8 protein-coding genes are annotated in these 13,256 nt (G+C 73.1%); 5 read left to right on the forward strand and 3 right to left on the reverse strand.

Annotated features, from left to right (window positions below):
- Positions 1–131: 131 nt before the first annotated feature.
- Entirely contained in the window at positions 132–3,158 is a 3,027-nt protein-coding gene (locus WMF45_RS35675; RefSeq protein WP_437709979.1) for a TIGR03960 family B12-binding radical SAM protein, read from the reverse strand.
- A 125-nt stretch (positions 3,159–3,283) separates the two neighbouring features.
- Here WMF45_RS35675 and WMF45_RS35680 point away from each other — a divergent pair, with 125 nt between their 5' ends.
- The 4 genes from WMF45_RS35680 (at position 3,284) to WMF45_RS35695 (ending at position 9,174) form a co-directional block, all read left to right on the forward strand.
- A complete protein-coding gene (locus WMF45_RS35680) occupies positions 3,284–3,625 on the forward strand; it encodes a hypothetical protein (RefSeq protein ID WP_437543960.1) in 342 nt (113 codons plus the stop codon).
- Positions 3,626–3,756: 131 nt separating this feature from the next.
- A complete protein-coding gene (locus WMF45_RS35685) occupies positions 3,757–4,842 on the forward strand; it encodes a YhjD/YihY/BrkB family envelope integrity protein (RefSeq protein WP_437709981.1) in 1,086 nt (361 codons plus the stop codon).
- A 205-nt stretch (positions 4,843–5,047) separates the two neighbouring features.
- Positions 5,048–6,922, forward strand: coding sequence for an ATP-binding protein (locus tag WMF45_RS35690; protein ID WP_437709983.1), 1,875 nt, complete (start codon positions 5,048–5,050; stop codon positions 6,920–6,922).
- Positions 6,919–9,174 (forward strand): ATP-binding protein, encoded by a 2,256-nt coding sequence (locus WMF45_RS35695; RefSeq protein ID WP_437709985.1) that lies wholly within the window; start codon positions 6,919–6,921, stop codon positions 9,172–9,174. The genes WMF45_RS35690 and WMF45_RS35695 overlap by 4 nt, the downstream gene beginning before the upstream one ends.
- 238 nt (positions 9,175–9,412) lie before the next feature.
- Here WMF45_RS35695 and WMF45_RS35700 read toward each other — a convergent pair whose 3' ends face one another.
- Positions 9,413–9,655, reverse strand: a complete 243-nt coding sequence (locus WMF45_RS35700; RefSeq protein ID WP_437709987.1) for a hypothetical protein — start codon at positions 9,653–9,655, stop codon at positions 9,413–9,415.
- A gap of 121 nt (positions 9,656–9,776) precedes the next feature.
- Entirely contained in the window at positions 9,777–12,047 is a 2,271-nt protein-coding gene (locus tag WMF45_RS35705; protein ID WP_437709988.1) for a DUF3160 domain-containing protein, read from the reverse strand.
- Between the two features lie 508 nt (positions 12,048–12,555).
- On the opposite strand from WMF45_RS35705, the gene WMF45_RS35710 reads away from it, so the two are divergent.
- Positions 12,556–13,182: a glutathione S-transferase family protein gene (locus WMF45_RS35710; protein WP_437709990.1), complete on the forward strand. Its 627-nt coding sequence runs from the start codon at positions 12,556–12,558 to the stop codon at positions 13,180–13,182.
- Positions 13,183–13,256: the final 74 nt, after the last annotated feature.

A 13,256-nucleotide genomic window follows, 5' to 3' on the forward strand; every position in this document is an offset into this window, starting at 1 on the left:
AAAGCAAAGCGCAGCGTAGCCGATCCCCGAGCGATCGCCCGCGCGTGCTCCGCGCTCCGCGCCCCGCGCTCGGCGCCCCGTGCGCCGCCGCCGCCGGGAGGATCTTTACGACACGACCGTCCCGGGCTGGCTCACTCGGCGTCCGCGGCGAGCGGGAGAGCCGGAGTTCGCTCCGGAGCCGACTTGACGCGGCGCGCCCGCTCGAGATCGAAGAGCGAGAAGCGCTCGCCCGCTGCGGAGCCCGCCGGCGAGGTACGGCCGAATAGCTGAAGCCGCACGGCGCGGTGCGGCGGCGGCGTGATCGCGCCCGGCGCTTCACCCGGCTCTCCCGTGATCACCGCCGCGACCTCGGACGACTTCACCGCACCCGAGCCGCGGATATCGACCTCGACCTCGAGCGCGACGAGATCGCCGACGAGCCCGGCGCGCGCGAGCGCCGCGTGGACCTCGGGCCCGCCGACCTCGGCCCGCACGAGGTACTGGCGCACGTCGACCATCTTGGCGAGCCGGTCGATCTCGCGGCGGATCGGGAGCGACGCGGCCGAGAGGGCGGCGCTGCAGCGGGCGGCGAGGAGCGCCTCCGCGTCGCCGCCGATCGCGGAGCGCGCGAAGGCGAGCGCGTAGCGCGCGCCGGCGATGAGCTTGCTCAGGGCCGGGTCCTCCGGGCCGAGCTTGACGGCGCCGCTGAACACGAGCCCGCGCGGGCTCGCGGCCGACATCGCGGCGACGAGCGCGTCGAGCGCGGCGGGATCGAGGTCGCGCTCGAGGCGGAGGTCGACGTACTCGTCGAGGCTGATCACGCCGAGCGAGAGCGCCGGCGAGAAGGTCATGTCGGGCTTCGGGTGGAAGCCCGCGGTGTAGGTCATCGGCGCGCCGACGCGCCGGAGCACGCGGGGCAGCTCGCGCACGACGTCGAGGTGGCCGAGCAGCGCCATCGGCCCGGCCTTCTCGAAGCGGAAGCGGTAGCGGAAGCCGCCGCGCCCCTTCGGCGCAGGCGCGATCCGCCGCGCGCGGTGGGGCGCCTCCGCCTCGGCGCGCGAGGGCTCCCTGCCGTCGCCGCTCTCCGGCTCCGTGGCAGCGACGCTCTCCCGCTCCGCGCCGCCGTCGCTCGCCGGCTCCGCTCCTCCATCGCTCGCCGCCGCGCCAGAGGGACCCGCGGCGGCCGCGGGCGGCGCGGCGCCCGCGTCGGTGAGCACCGGCAGCGAGCGCCGGTGGGCGCCGAGCCGATCGAGGAAGGTGAGCCGCTCCTCGCGCATCTGCGTCATGTCGCAGGCGACGCCGCAGTCGTAACAGACGAGCCGCCGCGCGTCGGCCTTGGCGTCGTCGAGGTTCGTGTGGTGGACGAACATGCCGGCGACCTTGCCGCACGGCGGGCTGAGGCGGCTCTGGAGCGCCTTCCGGTACTCCTTCGCGAGGAAGCCCTCCTCGAGGCCGACGTCGATGTGATCCCAGGGCAGCCGCGCCGTCACCGGGAGGGTGCCGAGGTACTTCTCGCGATCGACGCCGACGTGCGTGAACGCCTCCTCCCACACGCCGAGATCGAGCTTGTCCTCCCACGAATCGAAGCGGGCGCCGTGCCGCCAGGCCCGCTCGAGGACGTCGGCGAGGGGGCGGTCGCCGCGGGCGAAGATGCCCTCGAGGACGCTGGCGTGAGCCTCGTGGGTCTTCAGCGTGACGGCGCGGTACGGCCGCACCGTGTCCTTGAGCAGCCGTTGCTTGCGCCCGACCTCGCCGAGCGTGTCCATGGCCGCCCACTGGAAGGGCGTGTGAGGCTTCGGCACGTGGGTCGAGACGCTGACCGTCACGTCGACCGGCTTGCCCTTGCCCGCCGCCTTCCTCCCAGCGCCGGCCGCGCGGGCGCCCGTCTCGACGATGCCGCGCACGTCCTCGTCGGTCTCGGTCGGCAGGCCGATCATGAAGTAGAGCTTCATCTTGCCCCAGCCCCGGCTGAACACGCGCTCGGCCGTCTCGAGGAGCTGCTCCTCCGTGACGTTCTTGTTCACGACGTCGCGCATCCGCTGGGAGCCCGCCTCCGGCGCGAAGGTGAGGCCGGTCGCGCGCACGCGCTTGAGCTCGTCGAGCAGCTCGGGCTCGAGCCCGTAGGCGCGCAGCGACGAGACGCCGAGCGAGATGCGCTCGGCGGTGAGGCGCTCGGTGACCTTCTTGATGAGCGGCGAGATGCACGAGACGTCGGCGGTCGACAGCGCCGTGAGCGAGACCTCGTCCTGGCCGGACCTCTGCACCGCGCGCATCACGGTGTCGACGATCTGCTCGGGATCGCGTTCGCGGACGGGCCGGTAGATCATGCCGGCCTGGCAGAAGCGGCACCCCTCGGTGCAGCCGCGGGCGATCTCGATCGACATGCGGTCGAAGATGGCCTCGGGCCCGCCCGTGGGGCTCTGGTCGGGGAACGGGTACTTGTTCAGGTCGACGAGGGCCCGCTCGATCGGGAACGGGATCCCGGAGGCGAGCGGGCGGTCCACGACCTCGAAGCCGGTGTCGGGATCGAGCCGGGTCGCGTAGAGCGAGGGCACGTAGACGGCGCCGAGGCGCGCGATCGCGACGAGCCGCTCGCGCCTCGGCACGCCCTCGCGCTTGAGCCGCGCCCACGCGAGGGCGACCTCGGTCGCCTTCTCCTCGCCGTCGCCGATGACGATGGCGTCGAGGAAGGGGGCGATCGGCTCGGGGTGGGTCGCCGTCGGGCCGCCCGCGATCACGATCGGGTCGTCCTCGCCCCGGTCCGCCGCGCGCAGCGGGACGCCGCCGAGGTGCAGCATCGTGAGGATGTTGGAGTACGTGAGCTCGAACTGCAGGGAGAAACCCACGACGTCGAAGTCCCTGAGCGGGCGCGCGGACTCGAGGGACACGAGCGGCAGCCCACGCTTCACGAGCTGGGCCTCCATGTCGACCCAGGGCGTATAACAGCGCTCGGCCAGCGTGCGCGGGTCGTCGTTCAGCAGCTTGTAGAGGATCTTGAAGCCGAGGTGGCTCATCCCGATGTCGTAGACATCCGGGAATGCCAGGCAGACGCGCGCCTCGACCGACGCCCAGTCCTTCACGACCGAGCCGACCTCGCCGCCCGCGTAGCGCGCGGGCTTCTCGACCTGATCGAGGAAGGAGGCGTACGGGTGATCGGCGAGCAGGGGGAGGCTGTCCATGGCGCCTCGGCGCGTAGCATGGCCGGCCGGCGCCGGCACCCGCGGCTCGCTCGAGCCAGCTCGATCCGCCGTCCGGGGCCGCAGGCCGGAGCGGCGCGGCGGCCCGCTTGGGCTATGCTCACGACGTGCGCGAGCGTGATGCCCATCATGTGGAGATCGACCGGGCGCGGCACGTCGAGTACCGGGACCCCAGCGAGTTCGACCGGATCGCCTTCGCCATGCGCACGCTGGACCGCCTCCGGCCGAAGCGGCTGACGGTGGCCGTCTACCCCGCGCTCGCCGCGATGCGCGTCGAGCGCGGGAGCAATTTGCATCGCGGCGAGGGCGGCTCCTGGGCGATCGTCGGCATCCCGCCGCACGCGAGCCGCGAGCACATCGCCTACGCCCTCGCCGAGCTCGCCGGCGTCGAGTCGGTGCCCTACGCCGTACAGAGCCTCCTCGCCGCCGACAGGAACACCGACGCCTAGGCGCGCGCGCCGTGACGTTGTTACGCCGTAGCGCCGCTGCACGGACATCGCCGCTGTCCCGAGATCGGCCGCGCGCCTCGGCGGGGCGGATGGTATTGCGCCCCGCACGAGGGAGAGCGACGCTGCCCTCCGTGCCTGCTCCGATCCGGCAACAGATCGCGCACCACCGCGCAGCGAAGGCGGTGTGGAGCGTCATCGTCAGCCTGGATCGCCACAACGGGCCGCGGGCCGCGAGCGCGATGGCCTTCGACGCGTTCCTCAGCCTGATCCCGCTCGCCGCCTTCGCCGGCTATGTGCTCAGCCGGATCCACCAGTGGTCGGATGTGGTGGTGCGGCCCATCCTGCAGGCGGCGCCCCCGGACGTCGCGAAGCTCGTCTCGGAGGAGCTCATCCGGCTCTCGCAGTCGTCGGCGGTCGCGCCGATCAGCATCACCGGCTTCCTCTGGATCACGTCCTCCGGGCTCTCGACCGCCATGGGCGTGTTCGACACGATCTACAACACGCGCGAGCGCCCCTGGTACGTGCGCAGGGCGATCGCGGCGGCGTGCGTGATGGCCAGCCTGGCCGTGGTGCCCGTCGTCGCCGGCGTGGGCGTGCTGATCGGCACGCTCTCCGGATCGACCGGCGCCCGCATCGTCGCCTTCGCCCTCCCCGGGGGCCTCGTCATCTGCATGGTGGCCGCCTTCTTCAGGATCTCGATCCAGCGCCCGAACATCGAGCGACGCCGGATCTTCCCGGGCGCGGTGCTCACGGTGGTGCTCTGGTCCGCCGTGTCGACCCTCTTCTCGCTCTACGTCGCCACGCTCGGCCGCTACGCCACGTTCTACGGGAGCCTCGCGACCGTCGCGATCTTCCTGTTCTGGCTGTGGCTCCTGGCGCTCGCGCTGCTCATCGGGGGCGAGCTGAACGCGCGCCTGGAGCGGGAGCGCGCCGGGGTGACGTCGATCCCGCCCCCCGGCAAGTGGAGCGCGCTCGCGCTCTCCGATCTGCCCGAGCTCTCCGATCTGCCCCAGAGCGTCACGCCGTCGCCCCAGAGCGTCACGCCGCTGCCCCAGAGCGTCACGCCGCTGCCCCTGAGCACCACCCTCCCCCAGGGCGCAGCGCTCCCCCGCGGGGCCGCGGCGCGGCTCGGCGACGCCCAGGGCGCGGGCAGCGCGGACGAGGACGAAGCGCGCGGCGCACCGAGCTCGCCGCGCGAGCACCACGCCGCCGGGTAGGTCGAGGCGGCGGGAGGCCGACGCCCCCGGCGGCCGCGCGCTGAAGGACGGACGGTCGACGCCCGACGGTTCGGCTCGGCACGGGCGGTGAAAGCGTCGTCGCTCGTCCGCCACTCGGCGCTCACTCGGCGCGCATTCGCACGGTGGGTGCGCGCACTTCGCGCAGGGGCATGTCGAGGGCGGGCGTGAGGGGGAGCAGTCGAGCGTGCACGCGCACTACGGAGCGGGGGGTGACGGGGGCGGCGACCGACGCGCCGCGCCTTTGCCGGGCGACGCCGGGCTGTACTTTCTGGGGGCGCTGCACGAGCTCGTCGCCGTCGGCCTGCACCGCCCCGCGCTCGAGGCGCTGTGCGCGGGGCAGCGCGACCTCGCGGAGCCGCCCATCGACCGCGCCTACCTGCTCAAGATCCTCGACGAGGAGATCTGCCGGCAGTTCGGGCATCCGCTCCGGCCGCTCATCGAGCTCGTGCTCAACGCCGCCGACGCGGCCCGCGCGCCGCAGCCCGTCGTCGACGTCGCCGTCACCGACGGGCGCGTGGAGGTCAGCGACGCCGGCGCCGGCATGGGGCTCCGGGCAATCCTCTCACGGCTGCTCATCCCGTTCGCGACGGACAAGCGGCCAGGGATCGATCTCGGCCGGTTCGGGGTCGGGTTCTTTTCCGTGCTCGGGCTGGGGCTCTCGGATCCGGAGAGCTTCAGCCTGCACGTCACCACCGGCGACGGCGTCGAGGGATGGGCGATCCGCGTCGTGGCCTGGCCCAGCGCGGGCGACGCGGGCAGCGCGCCTGCGAGCGCCTCGGAGGAGCCCGGGCAAGCCCGCGGCCGCGCGTCGCCCGAGCTCACCGCCGCCCTGATGTGCTCGGTGCGCCGGATCGCGCCGCTGCTCGGGACGCGCGTGCGCGTCACCTCGGCGCTGCTCGAGACGGCCACGGTCCGCGCGTACCTGCGCGACGCGCTCCACTTCTTCCCCGCGAGCCGCGCCCTCGTGCTGCTCGACGGCGCGGCCGTGAACGACGGCCGGCTGATCTCCGGCGGGCAGCTCATCCACGAGCGGGTCGAGGTCGCGCCCCAGCCCCCCGGCGCGGCCGCGCTGGAGTCGCGGACCCACCTCGGCGACGCGCTCCTCGCGCGCTTCCACGTCGGCGGGCGAGGGCTGCTCCCGAGCATCTCGGCGGCCACCTTCCATGCCGGGGTCAAGGTCGACGCCTGCCTCGCCCTCGCCGAGCTCGCGCTCATCGATTTCCCGGCCGCCGTGGAGCTGACCGAGGGGCGGGACGCGCTCAAGGTCGGGCCCGAGTTCACCGCGGTCGCGACGGCCTTCTACCGGCGCCTCATCGAGCTCGCCGCGGCGAGCGGCGAGGGCCGGCGCACGCGCGACAGGCTCGCCGAGATGGCCGCCCAGATCAGCGCGCTCATGCTGCAATCCGCGGGCTGGGACGAGGTCGCCCTCGATCTCGCGCGCGCCCTGCTCGGCCCCGGGCGCTGCATGGTGACCCCCGAGCGGCGGGAGGCGCTGCTCGGGTTCCTCGGGCCGAGCGTGGCCGAGCGGCTGTTCGTGCCGGAGAGCTTCTGGGCGGAGCGCGAGTGGCAGCCGCACCTGCCCGGCGAGCGCGAGCTGCTCGAGGACGAGCTCGAGATCGACGCGCCGGAGACGCTCTCGGCCCTGGCGCGGCGCCGCGGCGACCTCTCCGGGCTGCCGCTGCTCGTCGCGCGGGCGACGAGCCCGCACACGACGATGGTGGCCCTCTGCCGGAGCCGGCTCCTGCCGGACCGCGGCGCGGGCGCGGCGGCGCGCCGGGCGCCGGGCGCGCCGCCGCTCCCCGACGCGCCGGGGCGGCGGCCGGCGGGGCCGCTGCCGTGCCTCGGCACGCGCCGGCTCCTGCTCATCCGCGACGACAGCGCGGCGGTGCGGCGCCCCTCGGGCTGGAGCGACTGGTACGCGCTGCGGGCCGCCTTCGACCGGGCCTCCGGGGTGCGCGAGGCCGATCTCGAGCGCGATCTCATCGTCGGCGAACCCGTGGACGGGACGGCCTTCGCGGCGCCCCGGCCCGGCGAAAGGACGTCTGGAGGCGAGCCATGACCCAGATCTCGTACGGGCTTTTCTCGGAGCTCTTGCTCGTGCGGATCCACGGGCGCGCCGAGGCCTACCTGCAGGCGAGCAGCGCGGAGCGCCTCGCGCTCGTCGCCGCCTGCCGCGGCGAGGCCACGGTGCCCGACCTCGCGCAGCGCATCCTCTCGCGCACCATCTACGCGCAGGCGTCGTCGCGGATCGGCCCGCTCCGCGAGCTGCTCCAGAACGCGCTCGACGCGTCGCCGCCGGGCGCCCGCATCGACGTCCGCTCGTCCGAGGACGGGCGCGAGATCTCGGTCACCGATCAAGGCCGCGGCATGAGCCGGACCGAGCTCCTCGCCGACCTGCTCGTGCCCTTCCGGAGCGGCAAGGCGGGCGAGCCCGACGCGATCGGCGAGCACGGGATAGGCTTCTTCTCCGTGCTCGAGATCGCGCCGTGGATCGAGGTGGTCACGGCGACGCCCTCGGGCGGGCACCGGCTGCTCGTCGCGCCGCTCGGCGGGGGGCCGCCCTACGAGGACTTCTCGTGGACGCTCCTGTCCCTGCCCCGCCCCCCGCCCGCGCCGTACGCGGACGGCGCCCGCGCGGGCGCCCCGGCGCGCCGTGTCGACGAGCGCGCCTCCGAGCCGCCGCGCCGCCCGACGACGGGCACCTCGGTGAGGCTGTCGCTCGCGCAGCCGATCTCGCGGCCCGCGCTCGCCGCGGAGGTCACCGCGGCGGTGGGGCTTGTCGACGCGACCGTCGCGCGGATCTACGTGGACGGCGCGCTCGTCAACACGGCGCGCGGGCGCCTCCGCCGCGCCGCGGAGGTGCCGCTCCGGCTCCCGCCGTCGGGCGAGCTCTGCGGCGCGGTCGAGCTGCTCGTCGGCCGGGGCGACGGCATCGAGCCGCAGCTCACGATCACCCAGAAGGGGCTCACGGTGACGACGCGGATCGATCCCTTCCCTGGCCCCGAGCTCGGGCTTCACCGCGAGCTCGCGCGGGCGATCACGGCGGCGGGCTTCGGCCTGGTCGCGGAGCTGCCGCTCGGCGTGCCGCTCAACAAGGGCCGCTCGGCGGTCGCGGCGACCGCGTCCACGGCGGTCGAGGCGGCGCTCGTCGCGGCCTTCGAGCGGTTCGTCCTGCGCGACGCCCTGTACGACCGCGAGCTCCTGCGCGCGGTCGATCACCGCCTCTCCTCGGTCCTCGACCGGCTCCTCCACGCGGCGCTGCTCGGCGAGAGCATCACGATCGCGTCCGCGCAGGCGGTGGACGAGCTCGATCCGGTCGCGCGCACCCCCACGGTGGCGGCGCCCGAGCAGGTCATCCGCTTCGCGAGCGGGCTGCTCGACGCGCCCCTCTTCCGGTCGATCGTCGTCGACGCCGGCCAGCGGCCCTCGGGGGCGGCGCTCTCCTCGCTCGGCCAGGTCCACTACCGGAGCGCGCCGCTGACGCTGCGCGAGCTGCTCCAGGCGCACAGGACCGGCGCGCTCCGCCCCCTCGAGGCCGCGCCGTCGCTGTCGTCGAGCCAGATCCGCAGCACCGCCCGCTGGCCGCTCGGCGCCTCCGGTCCGGGGCCGGAGGCCGCCGGCGTGCGGTCCGGGGACCTCGTGTACCTCGCGCTCGACGAGCCGCTCGCGCAGGCGTTCTGGCGGCGCCTCGCGAGCGAGGGCGCGGCGTCGCAGCCCCTCCAGGCCGCCGCCGGGGCGCCGCCGCGGGCGCCGGGCGCGGCGCCGTGCCCGATGCCCCGCACCTCGCGCGAGGCGCTCCTCAAGACCGCGATCGACGTGCCCGGCGTCCGCGCCGTGGCCGCGGCCATGACGATCATCGAGCGGCTCGACGCGGCGATCTCCGAGTCCGCCGACCTCCCGGCGTCGCCGATCTGGGTGCACCAGGACCTCTACGGCCCCGACGAGATGGCGCACACCGACGGGAGCGGGATCAGCGTGAACCTCGCGTCGGCGCGGGTGCGGGCGCTGCTCACCGCGGTGCTCCTGCGCGACGACGCGGTCGCCTTCACGGCGCTGGCGGATCTCCTGCTCCACGAGAAGACGCACGTCTCGCTGGCGAGCTACGTCCCGCGCCCGACGGCCGAGCACGGCACGAGCTTCTACCGCCGCAAGGACTGGATGCGCCGCCGCCTGCTCGCGGCGATCGCGAGCGGCGCGGTCGCCGACCCGATGCGCTGGCTCGCGGTCGCGCGGCGAGGGCTCGCGAGCGCGGCGCTCCCGGCGCCGTCGGAGCTCTCGCAGGCGTTCCTGGCGGCGGCCGCAGCGGCATGACGCATCACATTCTCCGGAGACCGGTGTTCGACCGAGGGCGAGATCGCCGCGGCGGCGTCGCGCGAGCGCGCGCTATGCCGCGGCGGGTCTCCCCATCGCGTAGGCGATGCCGCTCTGAACTCGACAACGTTCTCCGCGATGGGCGTGTCCTGGATACGCCGGAGGCCCCAGGTCCATGCCTCCGCGCTCTGGTCGAGCGTGATGAGCTGCTGCTCGCGGAACCGCCGGAGCAGCCGAGTCAGGTAGAACGGGTTGCGAGGGGCAGCTCGGAGACGGTCGCGCCGGCGCTCCGGATATCGCTGAGGGCGAACGAGAGCGGGTATCCCTCGTCGACCTCCTGATCCCGGGCCGCGTCGATCAGCAGCAGATGAGCGCCGCCCGTGTTGCTCAGGATGACCTTGAGCAGGTTCAGCGAAGCAGGATCGGCCCACTGCAGGTCGTCGCAGGGCCTGGTGCAAAATTGCAATGGAGATGTGTACACGACGGTCTGTTCGCGCCTCGAAGCGAGCGGGCAGACCAACCATGATCCCCCTGACGCGCCGGCACAACACGACACAATTCCAGCGAAGTGGAATCATTCCGGCGCGCTTCCCCGAGCGGGCTCAACGGGAGACGAGGTCCTTCATCCAGGCGACGTCGTCAGGTGTCGCCTGGTGCAGCTCGCCGGCCCACTCCTCGTCGGTCATGCGCTCGAAGTCCTCGGTGATCTTCTCGAAGTACGAGGAGGCGAGCCCCACGAAGGCGCGCGCCGTGCCGCACGGATCGGCGGTGACGACCATGAGCCGCGGCCGGCCGGTGCCCACGTGCAGCACGCGCCCGACCGGCGCCCCGCCCTCGTCGGTCGGCTGCGTGTGCACGTCGGCGATCGTCGGATCCTCGGCCACGGTCTGGAAGACGTCGAAGAAGAGCTCGGCGTACCAGCCCACCGCCCCCTCGTCCGAGCCGCAGCCGGTCTGGATCCGGACGGCCTGGTTGATGAAATCGAGGTGCTCCTGGGTGAGGGGCACCCCGGCGCGCTCGTTCTCGGCCATCTCGCCGAGCGTCCGCGCGACGCTCTGCAGCTTCGCGAAATACGCCGGCACCCGCTGCGCCAGCAGCGACGGTGCGCCCGACAGATCGAGCGCCTCGACGGCGCGGCTGCCTTGCTCCGCCAGCTCGGCGATGCGCGAGAAGAACGCCGGGTACGGGTCGACGTAGGCGTCCGGGAACTCGCACGTGGCGCCGCTCGTGTACGACTGCTTGGCGTAGAGCAGCGTGTCGTGCCGGAGCTCGGCCCACGAGGCGAGCTGGGTGTTCAGGAGGCGCCGGCCCCACGCCTCGGTCTTCGCCACCGCGGGCAGCCCGGTCGTGTCGGCGAGCGCCTTCGCCGGCGACAGCTCCCGCAGCGCGCCGAGCCAGTGGTTGTAGAGGTTCTTGCTCCAGAAGTCGCCGGGGTGGGCGTCGACGAGCACGCGCATCATGTGCAGGTCCGGCGCGTAGGGGAACTTCCCGAGCTCGGGCGCGAGCAGCTGACCCGCCTGATCGTTGCCGAGCGCGGCGAAGCCCACGTCGAGCGGGCTCGGCATCATCCGCTTGACGGTGCCGCCCATCACCCGGTCGTAGACCACGTTCGAGAAGACGTGCGAGTCGACGACGTACCGCTGGCCGAGCAGCGCGAAGCTCGACGAGAGCGGCATCGTGCCCTTGCCGAGGCCGTTGATCATGATGTGGCTCGAGATCCGCTGCGTCCCGTGGCCCTTCTTCACCACGACGTCGATGATCTGCTCGTCCGAGAGCCCGGCGAGACCGGCGGCGCCGGCGAGGCCGAGGTCCTTGAGCAGGACGTCGAGCTCGGGCAGGGTCATGTAATCGCTCTCGCCGACGAAGGTCTGAACCGTGTCGTCGATGCGCGTGTACCGGGCGAGGGTGCTCTCGTCGGCGAGGGCGCGCAGCACATAGGCGCCCTCGAGCTGCCGCCGCTGCAGGACCTGCGTGCCGTCCTCCTGGGTCTCGAGGAAGCGGAAGTCGACGCGGCCGAGCCACATCATGCTGCGGAAGTAGCGCTGGAGCTCCGGCGAGTCGGTGTAGTGGCCGCGGGGCTCGAACTGCGAGAAGTCCATGATCCGATCGGAGCCGAAGAGGCGCACGCTGCCCGCGCCCTGGTGGGCCTTGGCACCCGCGACGAGCTCGTCGATCTTCGCGGCGTCGGCGCCCGCCACGGGCGCGACGGGCGTGTCGCTCAGCAGCGAGAGCGCCACGGCGGTGAAGAGGTCCGCGTCGGCGCGCGCCTCGGCGCCGAGCTCGCCGCCGGCGCCCGAGGCGAGCCGCGCGCGCATCTCCTCGAGCATCGCCCCGAGCTCGGGCGCCAGCGCGGCGAGCTCCACGCCCTTCAGGATCGCGTCGTAAGACCGGTGCACCGCGTACAGGATGGAGTCGGCGGACACGTAGAGCGGCAGGTCGAGCGCGTAGATGCTCGCGTAGCCGTAAACGAAGGTCGGGAAGGCCTTCTTCTCCGAGATGACGAAGCCGCTCTCGGAGAGCTTCGCGAGCTCGTCCTCGTCGAGGGCGAGCGAGGTGCCCTGGACGAGCGAGAGGCCCTCGGCGTCCGCAGGCGCGTAGGGCAGGCCCGAGGCGAAGGGGACGGCGTACCTCGAGGCGAAGTCCTCCGCGGTCATGTTCGCCGAGGACTCCTGCTCGTCGAGCAGCGCGCTGAGCTCCGCCTGCTGCTCGGGCCCGAGCGGCGCCGGCGGCTGCTCCGACTGCGTGCCGCCGGTCTGCGTGCCGCCGGTCTGCGTGCCGCCGGTGTCGGTCTGCTGGCTGCTCTCGCCGGAGCAGCCGCCGGCGAGGGCGAGGAGGATCGGAACGACGTGAAAGTGAAGAAGCATTTTGCGCATCGTGTTTCCCTTCCAGAGCGCGCCTCCAGTGCGCGGGGCGCGGCGCTCCCGCTACGGGCAAGGACAGTGCCGCGGGCGCGAGGCGCGCTCCCCTCTTCGTCCACAACAGGAAAGATCTGCTCGGATACAGCAGGATACGGCACCATCGCGAGGATGCGCGGCTGAGGAGGACTGGCACGATGTCGCCACGCCGGGATCAGGTGGTCATTCGAGGCTTGCGCCGCGCGGAGATGGCGTTGTGAGACCGTGAAGACCGCCGGAGAGGAGAAGCGCTCGTGGTGTCCCGACGACTGTCCTCTTCACGCTTCACGCCCATCGATGCCTGGGCGTCCCCCGCGCTTCCCGCGCTCCCTGCACTCCCCGCCTGATTCTGTCGATTTCTTGCTCCCCATGACAAAGTGGGAACATCGCTGTTTCGACGGGGCCCCGAGGAAACTTGGCGGTCCCATGCACGATGAACGTGACGGCGGCGAATCGGATCCACTACAAGGGGCGCCGGAGGCGAACCATGACCATCACGTTCTATTACTCCCCCCAATCGAGCGCTGGGCGCGTCCGCCTGACGCTCGCCGAGCTCGGTGTCCCCTACGAGGCCGTCCGGGTCGATCTGCGCGCCGGCGACCAGAGGAAGCCGGAGTTCCTCGCCCTCAACCCCAATGGCCAGGTGCCGACCCTCGTGATCGACGGCACCCCGATGTTCGAGTCGGTGGCGATCCAGATCGCCCTCGGCGAGCGCTACGGCGTCGAGAAGGGCCTGTGGCCGGCCCCCGGCTCGCCCGAGCAGCTGACGGCCCTGACGTGGCTCGTCTGGGGCCAGGTCAACCTGACCAGCGCCCTGTTCCGCTACATCAAGAACACGAGCGACTGGTTCCCCAAGGAGCAGCAGGACGCGAAGCAGGCCGAGGCGGCGCTGACCGAGGCGCGCGGCCTGCTCCGCATCCTCGACGGCCGCCTCGACGGCCGCCAGTACATCACCGGCGAGCGCTGTACCCTGGTGGATCTCGACCTCGCGTCCGTTCTCGGCTGGGGCCTTCAGGCTGGCAAGATCGACATCTCCGAGCTGAAGAGCTTGAAGGGATGGCTCGGCCGCATCATGGAGCGCCCGGCCGTGAAGGCGGTCATGGCCGAGAGCTGAGCCCGAGCGCCTCGCTCGCCCGTGCGGGCGAGGCGCGCCCCCGCCTCTTCATCGACCGCGCGGCGAGCGCTCAC

The organism is Sorangium sp. So ce448, assembly GCF_051520915.1.
Classification (GTDB): Bacteria; Myxococcota_A; Polyangia; order Polyangiales; family Polyangiaceae; genus Sorangium; species Sorangium cellulosum_B.

Excerpts from the sequence above, each read along its gene's own strand:
- WMF45_RS35710 (WP_437709990.1), top strand. The coding sequence starts at position 12,556 with ATGACCATCACGTTCTATTACTCCCCCCAATCGAGCGCTGGGCGCGTC.
- WMF45_RS35695 (WP_437709985.1), top strand. The coding sequence starts at position 6,919 with ATGACCCAGATCTCGTACGGGCTTTTCTCGGAGCTCTTGCTCGTGCGG.
- WMF45_RS35705 (WP_437709988.1), bottom strand. The coding sequence starts at position 12,047 with ATGCGCAAAATGCTTCTTCACTTTCACGTCGTTCCGATCCTCCTCGCC.
- WMF45_RS35675 (WP_437709979.1), bottom strand. The coding sequence starts at position 3,158 with ATGGACAGCCTCCCCCTGCTCGCCGATCACCCGTACGCCTCCTTCCTC.